Annotated in this window: 16 protein-coding genes; 8 read left to right on the top strand and 8 right to left on the bottom strand. The window is 60.3% G+C overall.

Annotation, left to right across the window (positions count from 1 at the left end):
* Positions 1-76: 76 nt before the first annotated feature.
* Both ACQZ60_RS06605 and ACQZ60_RS06600 read left to right on the top strand, forming a co-directional pair.
* Positions 77-850 carry an NAD kinase gene (locus ACQZ60_RS06605; RefSeq protein WP_020810264.1) on the top strand — a complete coding sequence of 258 codons (774 nt, stop codon included), beginning with the start codon at positions 77-79 and terminating at the stop codon, positions 848-850.
* A 21-nt stretch (positions 851-871) separates the two neighbouring features.
* Complete coding sequence (locus ACQZ60_RS06600; protein WP_031233881.1) at positions 872-1372, top strand: hypothetical protein; 501 nt, start codon at positions 872-874, stop codon at positions 1370-1372.
* A gap of 27 nt (positions 1373-1399) precedes the next feature.
* On the opposite strand, the gene ACQZ60_RS06595 is transcribed toward ACQZ60_RS06600, so the two are convergent.
* The 4 genes from ACQZ60_RS06595 to ACQZ60_RS06580 all read right to left on the bottom strand — a co-directional run bounded on the left by ACQZ60_RS06595 (position 1400) and on the right by ACQZ60_RS06580 (position 7210).
* Positions 1400-1870 (bottom strand): cysteine hydrolase family protein, encoded by a 471-nt coding sequence (locus tag ACQZ60_RS06595; protein ID WP_020810262.1) that lies wholly within the window; start codon positions 1868-1870, stop codon positions 1400-1402.
* Positions 1871-1944: 74 nt separating this feature from the next.
* A protein-coding gene (gene prfB, locus ACQZ60_RS06590; RefSeq protein WP_196248048.1) for a peptide chain release factor 2 occupies positions 1945-3076 on the bottom strand; the annotation gives its coding sequence in 2 pieces (ribosomal slippage) (positions 1945-3006 and positions 3008-3076; 1131 coding nt in all).
* A 98-nt stretch (positions 3077-3174) separates the two neighbouring features.
* Positions 3175-5622 carry a penicillin-binding protein 1A gene (locus tag ACQZ60_RS06585; protein WP_035260697.1) on the bottom strand — a complete coding sequence of 816 codons (2448 nt, stop codon included), beginning with the start codon at positions 5620-5622 and terminating at the stop codon, positions 3175-3177.
* A gap of 328 nt (positions 5623-5950) precedes the next feature.
* Positions 5951-7210, bottom strand: coding sequence for an N-acetylmuramoyl-L-alanine amidase (locus ACQZ60_RS06580; RefSeq protein ID WP_003521444.1), 1260 nt, complete (start codon positions 7208-7210; stop codon positions 5951-5953).
* A 645-nt stretch (positions 7211-7855) separates the two neighbouring features.
* Here ACQZ60_RS06580 and ACQZ60_RS06575 point away from each other — a divergent pair.
* A complete protein-coding gene (locus ACQZ60_RS06575; protein ID WP_448734940.1) occupies positions 7856-10750 on the top strand; it encodes an Rne/Rng family ribonuclease in 2895 nt (964 codons plus the stop codon).
* A 148-nt stretch (positions 10751-10898) separates the two neighbouring features.
* Here the strand turns inward: ACQZ60_RS06575 and ACQZ60_RS06570 are convergent, their stop codons facing one another.
* From ACQZ60_RS06570 to ACQZ60_RS06560, 3 genes are all read right to left on the bottom strand, one after another.
* Positions 10899-11603, bottom strand: coding sequence for an SDR family oxidoreductase (locus tag ACQZ60_RS06570; protein ID WP_174029335.1), 705 nt, complete (start codon positions 11601-11603; stop codon positions 10899-10901).
* 131 nt (positions 11604-11734) lie between these two features.
* The gene (locus tag ACQZ60_RS06565; RefSeq protein WP_448734939.1) at positions 11735-12094 is read right to left on the bottom strand and encodes an antibiotic biosynthesis monooxygenase family protein; all 360 of its coding nucleotides are present in this window, start codon (positions 12092-12094) and stop codon (positions 11735-11737) included.
* A complete protein-coding gene (locus ACQZ60_RS06560; protein ID WP_448734938.1) occupies positions 12091-12417 on the bottom strand; it encodes an NIPSNAP family protein in 327 nt (108 codons plus the stop codon). Before ACQZ60_RS06560 ends, ACQZ60_RS06565 begins: the two co-directional genes overlap by 4 nt.
* Before the next feature lie 74 nt (positions 12418-12491).
* Here ACQZ60_RS06560 and ACQZ60_RS06555 point away from each other — a divergent pair, with 74 nt between their 5' ends.
* Positions 12492-13175, top strand: coding sequence for an ArsR/SmtB family transcription factor (locus tag ACQZ60_RS06555; RefSeq protein WP_065653952.1), 684 nt, complete (start codon positions 12492-12494; stop codon positions 13173-13175).
* Positions 13176-13213: 38 nt separating this feature from the next.
* Here the strand turns inward: ACQZ60_RS06555 and ACQZ60_RS06550 are convergent, their stop codons facing one another.
* Complete coding sequence (locus tag ACQZ60_RS06550; protein WP_448735320.1) at positions 13214-14371, bottom strand: pyridoxal phosphate-dependent aminotransferase; 1158 nt, start codon at positions 14369-14371, stop codon at positions 13214-13216.
* Between the two features lie 173 nt (positions 14372-14544).
* Here ACQZ60_RS06550 and ACQZ60_RS06545 point away from each other — a divergent pair, with 173 nt between their 5' ends.
* The 4 genes from ACQZ60_RS06545 to accC all read left to right on the top strand — a co-directional run bounded on the left by ACQZ60_RS06545 (position 14545) and on the right by accC (position 17751).
* Complete coding sequence (locus ACQZ60_RS06545; RefSeq protein ID WP_003521455.1) at positions 14545-15312, top strand: DsbA family protein; 768 nt, start codon at positions 14545-14547, stop codon at positions 15310-15312.
* Between the two features lie 125 nt (positions 15313-15437).
* Positions 15438-15875, top strand: coding sequence for a type II 3-dehydroquinate dehydratase (gene aroQ, locus ACQZ60_RS06540; RefSeq protein ID WP_065653953.1), 438 nt, complete (start codon positions 15438-15440; stop codon positions 15873-15875).
* 25 nt (positions 15876-15900) lie between these two features.
* Positions 15901-16392: an acetyl-CoA carboxylase biotin carboxyl carrier protein gene (gene accB, locus ACQZ60_RS06535; RefSeq protein ID WP_059752742.1), complete on the top strand. Its 492-nt coding sequence runs from the start codon at positions 15901-15903 to the stop codon at positions 16390-16392.
* Positions 16393-16404: 12 nt separating this feature from the next.
* Complete coding sequence (accC, locus tag ACQZ60_RS06530) at positions 16405-17751, top strand: acetyl-CoA carboxylase biotin carboxylase subunit (protein WP_003521459.1); 1347 nt, start codon at positions 16405-16407, stop codon at positions 17749-17751.
* Position 17752 lies beyond the last annotated feature (1 nt).

Genomic DNA, 17752 nt, shown 5'->3' with positions numbered 1-17752 from the left:
AGATTTCGAGCCGCTTCAACGGGTTACAGCGCCTTGCGTGGACGGTTTCCGGTCTGCGCGTTGTCGAGGGAAGCGGATGTCGCATTCTACCTATTCACTGTCCTTCGTCGCCTCCGCAACCGAGGAGGCGCAGACGGCGCTGAAAGAGCTGAAAGGCATTTACGGCGATACGCCGTTCGAAGAGGCGGAAGTGATCGTCGCGCTCGGCGGCGATGGCTTCATGCTGCAGATTCTCAACGAAACGATGAATTCCGGCAAGCGGGTCTATGGCATGAACCGGGGGTCCGTCGGCTTCCTGATGAATGACTACCGGGTGGACGGCCTGCTGGAGCGCATCGCGGTGGCGAGCGGCAATGATTTCCATCCCCTGCGCATGACGACGACGGATTCCGACGGCGACGAGTTTACGGCACTCGCCATGAACGAGGTCAGCCTGTTTCGCCAGTCGCATCAGGCCGCCAAGCTTCGTGTGGAGGTGGACGGCAAGGTACGGCTGGAAGAATTGATCTGCGACGGCATGATGGTGGCGACCCCGGCAGGGTCGACAGCCTACAATTTCTCCGCCCATGGACCCATCCTGCCGCTGGAATCGCCGCTGCTTGCGCTCACCCCGGTCAGCGCTTTCCGCCCGCGGCGCTGGCGCGGCGCGCTTTTGCCGAATAAGGTAACGGTTGATATTCATGTTCTCGAACGCGACAAGCGCCCTGTGAATGCGGTGGCCGACCACACCGAGGTGAAATCCGTTCGTCACGTTCGGATCGCACAATCGCAGGACAGGACGGCCAGAATTCTCTCGGATCCGGATCGTTCATGGTCGGACCGGGTTCTCGCCGAACAGTTCAACAATTGACGCCCACAATCGACAATGGCCATGCAACTGACAAGACCTATCCTCGCTGCCTTTCTTTTCGCCGCCGCCGCGCTTCCCGCGCGGGCGCAGACGGAAGCGATTGACGCGCTGCCGGTTTCGGCGATCTTCGTCGTCAGCAGCGGCATGTGGGAAGATCGCAATCTTGAGCCGGTGAAAGGTCCCGACGGGCAGTTGCGGCCACCGCCTGCCTCGCCCACGCGCGGCTATTACAAGGTTATCGCCATCCGCCAGGGCGACGGCACGGCGAAAATCTACCTGCAACGCATCGTCTTTACCGCCGACGGGCCGAATCTCCTGGAAAATATCGAGCTGGAAGAATTCAACCAGATGAAGTCCTATGTCACGGATATTCGCCCCGAAAGCTCGAATGGCGCACCTGCCTCGCCCGGCCTGTTCGTGACCGTCTACCTGAAGACGGACCCGATAGCCAAGGAAGCGGAAAGCTGGACGATCCTGATCGACGAGCTGGGCGAGATGAAGATCGAGAAAGCGTCCAACTGATCGGCCCGATGCGCGGGCCGGGCAAGTTTACGCTTGCAGTGCCTCCGCCCCGGCAAGAACCGCACCGAAATGATGTTTCCACAATCTCGCCCCGAGTTCACCACTGCGGTCGAGACTGGAGCCCACCGTCAGCCACGGCAACAGCGTGGGATGCAGCCCCGCATCGAAGAGGGCAAAACCGGCGGCCAGCACGCAGGTATCGGCCTGAATGCCGCAGACCAGCACCCTGTCGAGTTTCAGCGACAGAAGATGGTCGATGACCTCCCGGGGTGGCGCATAGCCGTGTTTGATGAATATGCGATCTGCCGCAACAAGCGACTCGTCGTCCCTCCCAGGTTTCCAGCCGAGTTGCCGCTCAAAGGGTGTCACGCTTTCATCATGGCGCTCGACGGTGGCAATGCTGTGCATCGTCAGGGCGAGAGCGGATATTTCCGCCACCAGCGCAGCCGGCGGATTGAAGCTTGGCTGGACGTCGACGATATAGAGCGCCTGTTTCATGCTTGTCCTCCAACGAAAAACCCCTCGCAATGGGTTTGCGAGGGGTAATCTTTTCAATCGACGCACTTGGCGCGTCAGTCGATATCCGCGACTTCCACATCCGCGCCGCCGCTGATGCGATGCGCGAGGGCCGCTTCCATGAACTCGTTCAGATCGCCGTCCAGCACGTTGCCGGGTGCGGTGCTTTCCACGCCGGTGCGCAGATCCTTGACCAGCTGGTAAGGCTGCAGAACGTAGGAACGGATCTGGTGGCCCCAGCCGATATCGGTCTTGGATGCGGCCTGGGCGTTTGCCGCCTCTTCCCGCTTCTGCAGCTCCACCTCGTAGAGGCGGGCGCGCAGCATGTCCCACGCCTTGGCGCGGTTCTTGTGCTGGGAACGCTCCTGCTGGCAGGCAACGGCAATACCGGTCGGAATATGCGTGATACGCACGGCCGAGTCGGTGGTGTTGACGTGCTGGCCGCCTGCGCCGGACGAACGATAGGTATCGATGCGGCAATCGCTCTCGTTGATGTCGATCTGGATCGAATCGTCGACCACCGGGTAAACCCAGACGGAAGAGAACGATGTGTGGCGACGCGCATTGCTGTCATAGGGCGAAATACGAACGAGGCGATGCACGCCCGATTCCGTCTTCAGCCAGCCGAAGGCATTGTGGCCCTTGACGAGGATCGTCGCGGACTTGATGCCGGCTTCTTCGCCGTCGTGAACTTCGAGCACCTCGACCTTGAAACCTTCGCGGTCGGCCCAGCGGGTATACATGCGCAGAAGCATGTTCGCCCAGTCCTGGCTTTCGGTGCCGCCGGCGCCGGAATGCACTTCGAGATAGGTATCGTTGGTATCGGCTTCGCCTGACAGCATGGCTTCCACCTGACGGCGGTTCGCCTCGCTCTTCAACGCTTTCAATGCGTCTTCGGCGTCCTTGACGATCTCGTCATCGCCTTCCATCTCGCCGAGTTCGATCAGCTCGATATTGTCCTTGAGCTGCTGCTCGAGCGCCTTGACGCCGTTGATGCTGTCATCCAGCTGCTGGCGTTCGCGCATCAGCTTCTGGGCTTCAGATGCATCGTTCCAGAGGGTCGGGTCCTCTGCCTTGTTATTCAACCAGTCCAGTCGTCTTATCGCCTGGTCCCAGTCAAAGATGCCTCCTCAGCAGGCTTATGGCCTGCTTGATTTCGTCGACTACGTTCACGATTTCATTGCGCATTTCGCTGGTTCTTCACCTTCATTGAAACTCGTTGCTCAAATAAATGCGGGGGGCGCGGATGTAAAGACCCGCGCCCCCGCCAAACGTCAGGAGTGATATCAATAAAGACCGCCGCCACCGCCGGTGATGGCCTGCTGCGCCTGCGGCGAGGTCTTCAGAATGTCTTCCTGCGACATATATCCGTCATCGCCGATGACGGAGAAGGTGGAAGCAGGACCCGTGCCGGGCTTGAAGGCTTCCATGATGGTGTCGGGCTCGCCCTCGACCGCCGCCATGCCGGTCTTGCGGTTGACGGCGACGAAGTTCATGCCGCTCGGTACGATGAACTTGCTCGGCTCCATGTGCTTGGCCGCATCGGAGATGAACTCGCCGAATATAGGCGCGGACAGCGAGCCACCCGTGCCGCCGCGACCAAGCGGTGCGGGCGAATCGAAGCCGATATAGAGGCCGGCGACCATGTCCGGTGTATAACCGACGAACCAGGCGTCCTTTTCATCGTTGGTCGTGCCCGTCTTGCCGGCAACCGGCAGATCGACCTTGATCTTGCCCGCCGCCGTGCCGCGCTGCACGACGCCTTCCAGCATCGAGGTCGTCTGATAGGCGGTCATCGGGTCGAGAACCTGTTCGCGATTGTCGACGATGACAGGCTCATCCTGGTTCTGCCAGCTTGTCGCGTTGCAGCCTTCGCAGGCGCGCTCCTCATGCCGGAAGATCGTCTTGCCGTAGCGGTCCTGAATGCGGTCGATCAGTGTCGGCTTGATCTGCTTGCCGCCATTGGCGATGACCGAATAGGCCGAGACCATACGCATCACGGTCGTTTCACCCGAACCGAGCGACATGGACAGAAGCGGCGGCATCTTGTCGTAGATGCCGAAGCGTTCGGCATATTCCGCAACCAGATTCATGCCCATGTCCTGCGCCAGACGCACCGTCATGAGGTTACGGGATTTCTCGATACCGAGACGCAGGGTCGACGGGCCGGCGGAACCGCCGCCGTAATTCTGCGGCTTCCAGACCTGATTGCCAGAAACCACCTCAATCGGCGCATCGAGAATGACCGACGCCGGCGTATAGCCGTTATCGAGCGCCGCAGCGTAGATGAACGGCTTGAAGGAGGAGCCCGGCTGGCGCATCGCCTGCGTCGAGCGGTTGAATTCCGACTGCGCATAGGAGAAACCGCCGACCATGGCCAGAACACGGCCGGTATGCGGGTCCATCACCACCATACCGCCCTGCACTTTCGGCGGCTGGCGCAAGCGATATTCGTTACCTGAATTGGCAAGCGGCTGCGCATAAACGACGTCACCGGCCGAGAGGACGCCAACCGGCGACTTGGCGGTCGCCTTCTTGCCGGTCGCATCGCGGAAAGCCCAGCGCATGTTTTCAGCGGAGATATGGCCGCGCGTGCGCTTGTCGCCATCTTCCGTTTCCGTGTCCGGCTGTACGCCGATATCGACGCCATCGGCAGCGACGGCAAGCACCACAGCGACTTTCCATTCCGGAACGTCGCGCAGGCCCTTTACCTTGGCGAGCGCCGCCGTCCAGTCACCCGCAGTCTCGATCTTTTCGACGGGTCCGCGGAAACCGCGACGCTCATCATATTGCACCAGACCGTCCTGAAGCGCCTTGCGTGCCTCCATCTGGATCTGCGGATCGAAAGAGGTGCGGACCGAGAGCCCGCCTTCGAGAAGCGCTTCCTCGCCGTATTTCTCGACGATCTGGCGGCGAACTTCTTCGGCGAAATAATCGGACGCGAAGATATGCGCGCCGCCGCGACGCAGATTGACGCCAAGCGGCTGCTTTTTGGCGTCCGTGGCGTCGGCGACCGTGATGTAGCCGTTTTCGGCCATGCGGTCGATCACCCAGTCACGACGCTCAAGAGCCGCCTTTTCGCGGCGGATCGGATGGTAATTGGCCGGACCCTTCGGCAGCGATGCGAGATAGGCGGTTTCCGCAATCGTCAGTTCCGTCACCGATTTGTTGAAATAGGTGAGCGCCGCGCCGGCAATGCCGTAGGAGTTCAGACCGAAGAAAATCTCGTTGAGATAAAGTTCGAGAATCTTGTCCTTGGAATAGGTCTGCTCGATGCGGAAGGACAGAATGGCTTCCTTGAGCTTGCGGTCGATAGTCTGGTCGTTGGTGAGCAGAAAGTTCTTCGCCACCTGCTGGGTGATGGTGGACGCGCCGACCGGACGGCGGCCGGAGCCGAGATTCTGGATATTGACGAGAATGGCGCGTCCGAGGCCGAAGACATCCACACCCGGATGGTTGTAGAAATTCTTGTCTTCCGCCGAAAGGAAGGCAGCCTTCACACGGTCGGGTATGGCCTGGATCGGCAGGAACAGGCGCTTTTCATGGGCGTATTCCGCCATCAGCGCGCCGTTGCCGGCATGCACGCGGGTCGTCACCGGCGGCTCATAGGTGCTCAAAACTGCGTAATCCGGCAGGTCCTTCGTCACGCCGTGCAAATAAATCGCACCGGCGGCAGCGGCGCACAGGAAGAGCACGCTGGCCAAGCCGAAAAAATATCCAATCAGTCTGATCATACCAAGCTACCGATAATTCGAATCGTAACCATCAACGCCCGACGATTTACGGGCGCATCCTTGCATATCGCGTGCCGTTTTGCACACCATACCTTCGATGACAAGCCGGATACGGCAGCATTCGCTGATATGTTACCGGGCGGCAGGCCCGCAATCGCGCTGCGGGCGCTTTGCGGATCGCCACCGAATCCGCTTTCCGAGTAACGCGGCGAATGTGAGTAAAATAGGGCTTCGTCTTCGTAATCGTCCGCAAGACCCAAGAATTGAACAGCTTTTCGGCGGTCAATGGCAGCTCGGCAACAGCATTGCCGCTCCGCCGGCTACCCTCTTAGCCGCCATTTGCCATGGCCTTGGCGCGGTATCGCCCAACGGCGGTTGCCAGCGTATCGGCCACCTTCTTGCGCCATTCCCCATCGAGAAGCAGCTTTTCGTCTTCCGGATTGGAGAGGAAACCGAGCTCCAGCAGCACCGACGGCACATCATGGGCGCGCAGCACCATGAAACCGGCGTAACGGTGCGGATTGTTGATGAGCCCAACCTGCCCCTCAAAGGAGGAGACGATGTTTTCAGCCAGCGTTACCGAAAAGGCCTGCGTTTCACGACGGGTGAAATCGAGAAGAATATCGGCCACTTCCGGCGGCTCGCTGGAGGCAGCGACACCCGCGATCTGATCGGACTTGTTTTCGCGCTCCGCCAGTTCCTGCGCCTGCCGGTCCGATGCCCGATCCGACAAAGTATAGACGGTCGCGCCCCGGATGCCCTTTTGCTTCAACGTATCCGCATGAAGAGAGATAAAGAGGTTGGCATTATTCTGGCGGGCGATGGTCACCCGTTCCGACAAGGCGAGAAAGGTATCGGAATCGCGCGTCAGGAAAGCCTTGATGCCGGGTTCGCGGTTCAGCCGCTCGGCAAGTTCCTTGGCGAAAGTCAGCGTGATAACCTTTTCCTCGGTGCCGGTGGTGCCGCCGGTGGCGCCGGCATCGATGCCACCGTGGCCGGCATCGACCGCGATGACGAATTCCGCTGGCCGCGACGTCTTGTCATCCGGCGTGATCGCGGCAGTCGTCACCGGGGCCGGCGCCTGCCACTGCTGATCCTTCACCAGTTCCGCGAACTTGCCCTTGGTGGTGATTTCCGTATCGAGCACGAAATGGAAAGATTGGCCATTATCGGTCTTTTTGGTTTCGGCAACCGCCACCTGAACCGGCTTTTTCGCCGTCAGCACGATGCGGGCGCTGTTTTGCCCCATGCTGCCGAAACGGATATCCGAAAAAAGACCGGTCGGCTTCAGGTCGGATGCGGGAAAGCTGAAATTCACCGCCGGAAAGTCCACAACGATGCGGGCGGGCGAATCGAGATAGTGCACGTCGAATTCCGGCTCTTCGGCGAAGTCGAGAACGATGCGCGTGCGCGCCTCATCGCCGATGATCCGCGCCTGATGGACGACGAGCGGTTCCACGGCATGGGCTGCCGGCGCGGCGGAAACAGAGGCGACGACGGAAAATGCCAGAGCCGCCGCAAGCCGCGCGATTCGCGCGCCAAGCCGCCCTCTCCCACCGAATATCGCTGCGTTGCGCGTGAAATTCATGGTCTTCAAGAAATTCCGTATTTCAGTCATTTTCGATAAACGGCGAGGAAAAACGCCGGCAACAGTGCCGTTTCGACCACGCCGTACGATAGTTTGCGCGTTTGCGCCCCACAATCGCAGGCCTTGGTGAACCAATTGTTAACCCGGAAATTCCACCAATAATATGGCATATTTAGCCAGCCTATTGCTATTATGACAGAGAAAACATACAACACGGATGAGGGTTAAAAGTGTTGACGGGATAGATGCCCGCCGGCTGCCAATCGAAAAAGACGCTGGCGCTGCAAATCGGGCAATCATCTGCCGTCGTTACATTTATCCTGAAACTCGATCAATTCCGGCCGTGGCCGGAGACCTACCCGGTGGCGCTGCCACCGCCGCTCTGAGGAGAGCAAATTCATCGGATCCCAAGGGGTCTATATATTATTGTCGTTCCGCCTGGCCAATGATGTCGCAGCAGTTTTCACATGAACCGGATACCAGGAGCAGGCCAAGCGCCTCGCCGTCGGTCCGGATGCTGCCAGTTTACAGACGCCCGGCAGGAGACTTCATTTCCGGCACATCCTTGCACTCATATGAAAGGCTCGTCCGTGTGGCGGGCCTGTTCTCGTATAAAACAAGGCTGCGCCGAGGAGCACAGCTTACATGGCAGACAAAATGCTTATCGACGCCTCCCACGAAGAGGAGACACGCGTAGTCGTTGTCCGTGGGAACCGGATCGAAGAATTCGATTTCGAATCGGAGCACAAGAAACAGATCCGCGGCAATATCTACCTTGCCAAGGTCACGCGGGTTGAACCCTCGCTTCAGGCGGCCTTCGTCGATTACGGTGGAAACCGCCACGGCTTTCTCGCTTTTGCGGAAATCCATCCGGACTATTACCAGATTCCGCTTGCCGACCGTCAGGCCCTCCTGAAAGCGGAAGCCGAGGATCATCGCCGCAGCGACGATTTCGAATCCGCTGATGCACCCGAGCCCGGCGCGCCCATGATCGACCTTTCGCAGGTGGATCAGCCGGATGTCGGCATTGTTTCCGCCAGCGAAACCATTGAAACCGTTGTTACGGAAGAAACCGCGACCGTCGCGGAAGAGGTTTCCGGGGAAGCGGCCGTCGAGGCCGTAGCCGAAGAAGCGCCCGCCGAGGAAGAAAAGCCGAAGAAGCGCACCCGTCGCCCCCGCGCCAAGAAGAAGACGGCGGAAGAAGAAGCCGCAGCAGCCGAGGCCGCCGAAGCGTCTTCCGAAGACGACGGCAGCGTCGGCGGCGAAATGGCCGCCATGGTCGATACCGACACGATTTCCGAGGAAGTCGAGGGTCTTCGCCGCGGCAATGACGATGATGACGACGACGATGACGATCACCACGAAAAGGAAGTGATCGAATCCGTCGGCGCTGAAGACGCCATGGAAGAGGTTCCGGACCGCGTCGCCCGCAAGCCGCGCAAGCAGTATCGCATTCAGGAAGTCATCAAGCGCCGCCAGATCCTTCTGGTGCAGGTGGCCAAGGAAGAGCGCGGCAACAAGGGCGCGGCGCTGACCACTTACCTGTCGCTCGCCGGCCGTTATTCCGTTCTGATGCCGAATACGGCGCGTGGCGGCGGTATTTCCCGCAAGATCACCCAGCCGGCCGACCGCAAGCGCCTGAAGGAAATCGCGCGCGATCTGGAAGTGCCGCAGGGCATGGGCGTCATCCTGCGCACCGCCGGCGCCAACCGTACCCGCGTCGAAATCAAGCGCGACTTCGAATATCTGATGCGCCTGTGGGAAAATGTCCGCACGCTGACGCTGAACTCCACCGCCCCCTGCCTCGTTTACGAGGAAGGCTCGCTCATCAAGCGTTCGATCCGCGATCTTTACAACAAGGATATTGGCGAGATCATCGTTTCGGGCGAAGACGGCTATCGTGAAGCCAAAGACTTCATGAAGATGCTGATGCCGAGCCACGCCAAGGTGGTTCAGCCTTACCGCGACATTCACCCGATCTTCTCGCGCTCCGGTATCGAAGCCCAGCTCGACCGGATGCTGCAGCCGCAGGTAACGCTGAAGTCCGGCGGTTATCTCATCATCAACCAGACGGAAGCGCTGGTTTCCATCGACGTCAACTCGGGCCGTTCGACGCGCGAGCATTCCATCGAGGAAACCGCGCTGACGACGAACCTCGAGGCGGCGGAAGAAGTGGCGCGGCAATTGCGCCTGCGCGACCTTGCCGGCCTTGTCGTCATCGACTTCATCGACATGGAAGAAAAGCGCAACAACCGCGCTGTCGAGAAGAAGCTCAAGGATTGCCTGAAGAACGACCGCGCCCGCATCCAAGTCGGCCGCATCTCGCATTTCGGCCTGCTGGAAATGTCGCGCCAGCGCATCCGCGCTTCGGTGCTGGAATCGACCACGCAGGTCTGCCAGCATTGCGGCGGCACGGGCCATGTTCGCTCGGAATCCTCCATCGCGCTGCATGTGCTGCGCGGCATCGAGGAATATCTGCTGCGGAACACCACGCATAACATCACGGTGCGCAGCACGCCGGAAACGGCGCTCTACCTGCTTAACCACAAGCGCGGCACGATCGTCGATTATGAAGGCCGCTTCGGCGTGTCGATCATCATCGCCGCCGATTCCGGCGTCGGTGCGCAGCATTTCGCCATCGATCGCGGTGAAGCCGTCGAAAACCCGGTGAAGATCGAAAGCCTCATCCAGATGCTGCCGAACTTCGTGGAAGAGGAAGACGATTTCGTCGCCGAGGTGGAAGAGGACGAAGACGAGGAAGAAATCGTCAAGGCGCAGACCTCCGAGCCACGCCAGCAGCAGCAGGGCGACAATGGCGAGGAAGGCAAGCGCAAGCGCAAGCGTCGCCGCCGCCGTCGCGGCAAGGGCGGTCAGGGCGAGCAGAACGGCGCGCTCGACGCCCAGTCCGGCGATGCGGAAGGCGATGATGCCGAAGGTGACGACGATGGCGTCGAAACCGATGAATCCGATGCTGAAACCGAAAACGGAGCAGCGGAAGCGGTAACCTCCGAAGAGGACGGCAAGCGCAAGCGCCGCCGTCGCGGCAAGCGCGGCGGACGTCGCAACCGTGCGGAAGACGAGGCTCTCGATGCCGCCGGCTCGGAAGCCGAGGGTGAAAGCGAAGAGGCTTCCGCCGAAGCATCCGTAACCGAAGAGCCGACCGCCGCCGAGGTGGTGGAAGGTGCAGTTGTCGAGGTCGCGGAAGAGGAAGTGCCGAAAAAGCCGCGCCGCACCCGCAAGGCAAAGGCCAAGACTGAAACCGAGGAAGCGCCGAAGGCCGAAGCCGTTGAAACGGTGGAGCCGGTGATCGTCGAAGAAACCGTCGTGGATGTCGCCATTGAAGAAGTGGGTGAGGCTTCGGCCGATCTGGCTTCGGAAGCGGAAGCACCGGCCACGGAAGAAAAGGTCCGCGCGAACCGGGGCAGCAATGTCTCGAGCTCGGAGCCGGTGGTCACCTCTTCCGGTTCCTCCACGCCCGCCGATGGCGACGAGCCGAAACCCCGCAAGGGCGGCTGGTGGCAGCGCAAGGGCTTCTTCTGAGAGAAGCCACATCCTGAATAGAAGACGCCCGCAACGATGTTGCGGGCGTTTTCTTTTATCGGTGCAAAGAACGGGCGTTTTTTGAGCCGCTGACATTTCCTCATTCCTGCGCTTGTTACAGGAATGAGGAGTGGGAAAGGCCAACCCGTCAAACAGACCGCGTCAGCCCGCCATCAACGCGGATATTCTGACCGGTAATATACCCGGCCCCCTCAGAGGCAAGGAATGCCACGGTGGCGGCGATTTCCTCGCTCTTGCCGTAACGCTGCATCGGCACGCTCTCGCGGCGTTCCTCCGTCGCCGGCAGGCTGTCGATCCAGCCGGGCAGAACATTGTTCATGCGCACATTGTCGGCCGCATAGGTATCGGCGAAAATCTTGGTGTAGGAGGCAAGGCCGGCGCGGAACACGGCGGATGTCGGGAACATGCTGCTCGGTTCGAAAGCCCAGGCGGTCGAGATGTTGACGATGGCGCCCGCCTTCTGTTTCACCATGACGGGGGCGACGATCCGTGTCGGGCGGATGACGTTCATGAGGTAGACGTCGAGGCCGGTGTGCCATTGCTCGTCGGTAATATCGAGAATGGAGGCGCGCGGGCCATGGCCCGCGCTGTTGACCAGCACATCGATGCGGCCGAATTTTTCGAGCGTCAAATCCGTGAGCCGCTGGAGATCGTCATTGGACTGGTTGGAGCCGGTGACGCCGATGCCGCCCAGCTCCTGCGCCAGCGCCTCCCCCTTGCCGGAAGAAGACAGGATCGCGAGTTTGTAGCCGTCTGCGGCCAGACGTTTCGCCACGGCGGCCCCCATGCCGCTGCCGCCTGCCGTTACAATCGCTACTTTTTCTGCCGACATCGCTTTTCTCCTTGTCCAATCCTAAGGGTGTCCCGCACCACATTGGCCCATCTATAACGGGTTTCAAAGGCGAGTTCGAACCAGAAAGCCTTGCAACGACATGCAGAAAAACTGATGCTGGAAACATCAGCCTAAGCTGTTCCCTCTCCCGGATGAGCTTTCCGGCTGTCGGCCGGCGCTTCCTCCCTCTCCTCCAGGCCATAGTCGCGGATCACCTGCGCGATACGCAGCCGATAATCGGAAAAAACACCGGACCGGCCCAGCGACTGCGCGGCGCGATGCGGCATGGTGTTGCGCCACGCCCTCACCGCTTCCTCGTCCCGGAAAAAGGACAGAGACAGCATCTTGTCCGGATTGCCGATGCTTTGAAACCGCTCGACGGATAGGAGGCCGTCGATGGTTTCCAGTTCCGCCCGCAGGCCTGCCGCGATGTCGAGATAATGCTGCTTCTCGCCTTCAGCCGGCCAGACCTCGAAGATAACGGCAATCATTGTCCACCTCCGGCATGCGGAGCGGAGGCGAGACGCAGGAAAAGCCGGTCCTCACGGCGAATGAACTGCTCGCGGCGGGCGAATTCGTAATTTTCCCGCCCCGCGGGATCGGCGGCGAGCCGTGCCCTGTAGGCTTCGTAAGTGGCAAGATTTTCGATGTTGTAGACACCGTAGGCAATGGTGCTCGATCCCTCCTTTGGCGCATAATAACCGATCAGATCGGCCCCGCAGCGCGGTATCGCCTCACCCCATGTGCGGGCATATCGTTCGAAGGCGTCGACCTTGAAAGGATCGATCTCGTAGCGGATGAAACAGGTCAGCATCGTTTGTCTCCTCGTGTTTTGCCTCTCTCTTTTACGCCATTGCTTTGCATCAATGCTTCGGTTACCATCGAAGCATGAAAGACGGACCTCTGATCGCCAATGTCGCCGCGCTGATCGGCGACCCTGCCCGCGCCAACATCCTGACAGCGCTGATGGACGGACGCGCGCTGACCGCAAGCGAGCTTGCCGAAGCCGCCGGCGTGACCCTGCAGACCGCCAGTGGGCATCTGTCGAAGCTCTCCGAGGCGCAACTCCTGAAAGCGGAAAAACAGGGACGTCACCGCTATTTCCGTCTTTCCGACGAGGATGTGGCGCATGTTCTGGAAGCGTTGATGGGTCTTGCCCAGCGCACGGGCGCAGTCCGCGTCCGCACGGGACCGAAGGACAAGGCGCTGCGGGAAGCGCGCATCTGCTACGATCATCTGGCCGGGGAGAGCGGCGTGGCGCTGCTTGCCGCCATCACCGCAAAAGGGCTCGTGACGTTAGGCGACGATCCTGCCCTAACGGAGAGCGGACGCGACTTCTTCTCAAGCTTCGGCATCGACCTTTCGTCACTCGAAAAGGCCCGTCGCCCGGTCTGCCTGCATTGCCTGGACTGGAGCGAACGCCGCCATCATCTCGGCGGCGGGCTTGGCGCATCGCTTCTCGAAGCCATGCAGCAGCGGGACTGGCTGCGGCGCGGAAACGGCCGTGTGCTGACCTTCACTGCAAAGGGCGAAAAGGCGTTCAACAGCACCTTCGGCTGCACGCCCGCCTGATCTCCCTTACCTGATTTCCCTGAGCGGATGATCCCGGCCTATTTCAGCCAGCCGGCGATACGTCCCACAGCCTCGGCTATATCCGACACGGAACCCGCATAGGAAATGCGAAGCGCCCTGTGGCCTTCCTCGGGGTCGAAATCCATGCCGGGCGTCGCCGCCACATCGATTTCCGCCAGCATGCGCCTGGCAAAATCCATGCTGTCATTGGAAAAACGGCTGGTATCGACATAGGCGTAAAAAGCGCCATCCATCGGGGATGCCAGCGGCAGGCCGATCTCCGGCAGGCGCGCCATCAGGAAATCGCGGTTGGTGCGATAGCTTTCCCGGTAGACATCCAGTTCCTCCGCCGCCGAAAAGGCCGCTGTCGCCGCAAGCTGCGACAGTTCGGGCGCGGAAATATAAAGGCTCTGGGCCAGACACTCGACGGGGCGGACCAGATTTTCGGGCAGCACCATCCAGCCGATGCGCCAGCCGGTCATGCAATAATATTTGGAGAAGGAGTTGATGATCACCGCATTGTCGGTGATTTCGAGCGCACTCGTCTCTTCGCCGACAAAGGTAAGGCCGTGATAAATCTCGTCGGAAATGAAAGCCATGTCGCGGCTTTCGCAATAGCTGGCCAGCCGCTTCAGCGCCTCGCGGCCGGTAACGGTGCCGGTCGGGTTGGCCGGGCTTGCCAGAAGCACGCCCTTCAGCTTGCAGCCGGCCTTGGTCTCCGCCCGCTCCAGACTTGCCGGCGTCAGCGTATAACCGGTTTCGGCGGTGACCGGCACTTCCACGACATTGAGGCCGAGAGCCTTCAGAATATTGCGATAGGCAGGATAGCCGGGCCTTGCGATGGCGACATAATCGCCCGCATCGAAAAGGCTCAAAAAGGCGAGGTTGAAGGCCGCAGATGAGCCCGTGGTCACGGCGATGCGGGCCGGATCGATTACGACCTGGTGGCGCAGCCGATAATGGCCGGCAATCGCCTCGCGCAGCTCGCGCAGACCCAGCGCATCGGTATAGCCGATCCGCCCATGCTTCAGCGCGGCCTCAGCCGCCGCAAGCGAGGCTTTCGGCGCGGGATGGGAGGGCTGGCCGACCGCCATGGAAATGACGGGGCGGCCCGCCTGCCTGCGCCGATTCGCTTCCGCCAGAATATCCATGGCGTGAAAGGGTTCGACTGCGCTCCGCTTCGACATCGTGATCAAGGGCATGCTCTTTCCTGAACCGTATTTCAGAGACTTGCCGCAGAATCACAATCTTCACAATCATGCGATCATAATGCGGACAAGTATTTTTGCCGTATGGCATTTGGCTTAAAGTAAGGTAATTGCCTTCATAAGATTTGAAGAGGCTCCGGCCGCACAGAATGAGGACCGATATGGCGCATTTTCTCCGTTCCACCCTTCTCGCCAGCGTGACGGCCCTTTCGACGGTATTCGCCTCCCTGCCCGCCCATGCGCTCGACGAGCAGCAGAAGAAGGAAATGGGCGAGTTCATCAAGCAATATCTGATCGAGAACCCGGAAATCATGCTCGAGGTTCAGGATGCGCTTGAGCGCAAGCAATATGCGGCGCGCAACGCCAAGGCGGCGGAAGCCGTCGCCGACAACAAGAAGGCCATCTTCGAATCGAAATTCGATCTGGCGCTCGGCAATCCGGATGGCGACGTCACGCTGGTCGAGTTCTTCGACTACAATTGCGGTTATTGCAAACGCGCCATGGGCGACATGGACAATATTCTGAAGAGCGACAAGAAGGTGCGTGTCGTCCTCAAGGAATTCCCGATCCTCGGACCGGAATCCGTCGCGGCCCACCGTGTCTCCAATGCCGTGAAGCTGCTTGCGCCGGCCAAGTATCCCGAATTCCAGCGCACGCTCCTCGGCGGCCGCGGAAGGGCGAATGAGGACAGCGCCATGGAAGTCGCGACCTCGCTCGGCCTCAAGGAAGCCGACATCCGCAAATCGATGGCGGAGAACCCCAATGACGAGCAGGTGCAGGAGACTTACAAGCTGGCAACCAGCCTCGGCATCACCGGAACGCCGTCCTATATCGTCGGCGACGAGGCGGTTTTCGGTGCGGTCGGCGCCGACCCGCTGAAGGAAAAAATCGCCAATATGCGCAGCTGTGGAAAAGCCACCTGCTCCTGATTGCTAAAAAAGCCACTGCATTCCCTGTGAGATGCCTGCCAAGCGGCCGGTTTAGGGCTTGCGGGGGCTTTTCCTTGACGGCTGCGCAGTCTATAGGTGTCGCTGATTTTCTTATGGAAACGTGAATGAGCAACATCATCATCGTCATCAACGGCCCCAATCTCAACATGCTGGGAAAAAGGGAACCGGGTATCTATGGTGGCAAGACGCTGAAGGACATCGAGAATGATTGCCTTCAAGCCGGTGCCGATCTCGGTTTCGCAGTGGAATTCCGCCAGTCCAACCACGAAGGCGTGCTGGTGGACTGGTTGCAGGAGGCGGGCGAGCGGGCGGTGGGCGTCGTCATCAATCCCGGCGCCTACAGCCACACATCCATCGCGTTGCATGACGCCATTCGCGCGATTTCCACGCCCGTCGTGGAAGTGCACATTTCCAACATCCACGCCCGCGAAGAGTTCCGTCACAAATCGATGGTATCACCCGCGGCAAAGGGCATGGTCTGCGGTTTCGGACCATATGGATACATCATGGCGCTTCACGCGCTGAAAAACATCACGGCATAAAAAGAAACAAAGAATAGGGTTTGTCATGTCTGAAAAGAAACAGGGTATCGACAAGGAACTGATCCGCGAACTCGCGAATATCCTCAACGATACCGACCTTTCGGAAATCGAAGTGGAGCAGGACGACCTGCGCATCCGCGTTTCCCGCGCCGCTCCCGCCGCCACGGTCTATGCCGCAGCGCCTGCTGCTTATGCGCCCGCACCGGCAGCAGCCCCCGTTGCTGCACCGGCCGCAGCCGCGCCGGCCGCCCCTGCGGCCTCCGCAGCGCCTGCCCGCAACCCGGCCAACACCGTGTCGTCGCCGATGGTCGGTACGGTCTATCTGTCGCCTGCCCCGGGCGCACGTCCCTTCATCGAAGTGGGTGCAACCGTCAAGGAAGGCCAGACCATCCTCATCGTCGAAGCCATGAAGACCATGAACCAGATCCCGGCCCCCAAGTCCGGCAAGGTCGTGGAAATCGTCGTCAACGACGCTCAGCCCGTGGAGTATGGCGAAGCCCTCGTGGTCATCGAATAAAGGCGGTTCAGCATGGTTTCGAAGATCCTCATAGCCAACCGCGGCGAGATCGCGCTACGCGTCCTGCGCGCCGCCAAGGAGCTTGGCATTCCGACGGTGGCCGTGCATTCCACGGCCGACGCGGACGCCATGCATGTGCGCCTTGCCGACGAAAGCGTGTGCATCGGCCCGCCGCCCTCGCGTGACAGCTACCTCAACATCCACCAGATCGTTGCGGCCTGCGAAATCACCGGTGCGGACGCCGTTCACCCCGGTTACGGCTTCCTGTCGGAAAATGCCAAGTTCGCCGATATTCTCGACGCGCACGGCATCACCTTCATCGGACCGACCGCCGAACATATCCGCATCATGGGCGACAAGATCACCGCCAAGCAGACGGCGCAGGAACTCGGCATTCCCGTGGTTCCCGGTTCCGATGGCGAAGTGAAGCCTGAAAACGCGCTCGAAATCGCCCGGACGATCGGCTTCCCGGTCCTCATCAAGGCGACGGCGGGCGGCGGCGGTCGCGGCATGAAGGTGGCGAAGACCGAAGCCGATCTGGAAGAGGCCGTTGCGACGGCCCGTTCCGAAGCGGCAGCAGCCTTCGGCAACGACGCCGTCTACATGGAAAAATACCTCGGCAAACCGCGCCATATCGAAGTGCAGGTTTTCGGTGATGGCGAAGGCAATGCCGTTCACCTCGGCGAACGCGATTGCTCGCTCCAGCGCCGTCACCAGAAGGTGCTGGAAGAAGCCAATTCGCCGGCTCTGACCGTCGAACAGCGCATGAAGATCGGCGAAATCTGCGCGAGCGCCATGCGCAAGCTGAAATATCGCGGCGCGGGCACCATCGAGTTCCTTTATGAGAACGGCGAGTTCTATTTCATCGAAATGAACACCCGTCTGCAGGTGGAGCATCCGGTGACGGAAGCCATCACCGGCATGGATCTCGTGCAGGAACAGATCAGGGTCGCTTCCGGCCAGGGCCTGTCGGTCACGCAGGACGATATCGAATTCCATGGCCATGCCATCGAATGCCGTATCAATGCCGAAGACCCGCGCACCTTCGTTCCCTCACCGGGTACGCTGACCTATTTCCACACGCCGGGCGGCCTTGGCGTGCGCGTCGATTCAGGCGCCTATCAGGGCTACAAGATCCCGCCCTATTACGACAGCATGATCGGCAAGCTTATCGTTCACGGCCGCGACCGTGACGAGTGCATTCGCCGCCTGCGTCGGGCGCTGGATGAGTTCGTCGTCGACGGCATCAAGACCACGCTGCCGCTTTTCCAGGATCTCCTCCAGAACGAGGATATCCTGAACGGCGATTACGACATTCACTGGCTGGAAAAATATCTGGCCGGTGACGCGTCTCACTAAG

It is taken from the genome of Agrobacterium sp. 22-223-1, from assembly GCF_053522385.1.
Note: the sequence above shows the minus strand (reverse complement) of the source record. Positions and strands in the feature narration are given on the sequence as shown.

Excerpts from the sequence above, each read along its gene's own strand:
- accB (WP_059752742.1), top strand. The coding sequence starts at position 15,901 with ATGTCTGAAAAGAAACAGGGTATCGACAAGGAACTGATCCGCGAACTC.
- ACQZ60_RS06555 (WP_065653952.1), top strand. The coding sequence starts at position 12,492 with ATGAAAGACGGACCTCTGATCGCCAATGTCGCCGCGCTGATCGGCGAC.
- ACQZ60_RS06570 (WP_174029335.1), bottom strand. The coding sequence starts at position 11,603 with ATGTCGGCAGAAAAAGTAGCGATTGTAACGGCAGGCGGCAGCGGCATG.
- ACQZ60_RS06600 (WP_031233881.1), top strand. The coding sequence starts at position 872 with ATGCAACTGACAAGACCTATCCTCGCTGCCTTTCTTTTCGCCGCCGCC.
- ACQZ60_RS06560 (WP_448734938.1), bottom strand. The coding sequence starts at position 12,417 with ATGCTGACCTGTTTCATCCGCTACGAGATCGATCCTTTCAAGGTCGAC.
- ACQZ60_RS06585 (WP_035260697.1), bottom strand. The coding sequence starts at position 5,622 with ATGATCAGACTGATTGGATATTTTTTCGGCTTGGCCAGCGTGCTCTTC.
- ACQZ60_RS06545 (WP_003521455.1), top strand. The coding sequence starts at position 14,545 with ATGGCGCATTTTCTCCGTTCCACCCTTCTCGCCAGCGTGACGGCCCTT.
- ACQZ60_RS06605 (WP_020810264.1), top strand. The coding sequence starts at position 77 with ATGTCGCATTCTACCTATTCACTGTCCTTCGTCGCCTCCGCAACCGAG.
- ACQZ60_RS06575 (WP_448734940.1), top strand. The coding sequence starts at position 7,856 with ATGGCAGACAAAATGCTTATCGACGCCTCCCACGAAGAGGAGACACGC.
- ACQZ60_RS06580 (WP_003521444.1), bottom strand. The coding sequence starts at position 7,210 with ATGAATTTCACGCGCAACGCAGCGATATTCGGTGGGAGAGGGCGGCTT.
- aroQ (WP_065653953.1), top strand. The coding sequence starts at position 15,438 with ATGAGCAACATCATCATCGTCATCAACGGCCCCAATCTCAACATGCTG.
- ACQZ60_RS06595 (WP_020810262.1), bottom strand. The coding sequence starts at position 1,870 with ATGAAACAGGCGCTCTATATCGTCGACGTCCAGCCAAGCTTCAATCCG.
- accC (WP_003521459.1), top strand. The coding sequence starts at position 16,405 with ATGGTTTCGAAGATCCTCATAGCCAACCGCGGCGAGATCGCGCTACGC.
- ACQZ60_RS06565 (WP_448734939.1), bottom strand. The coding sequence starts at position 12,094 with ATGATTGCCGTTATCTTCGAGGTCTGGCCGGCTGAAGGCGAGAAGCAG.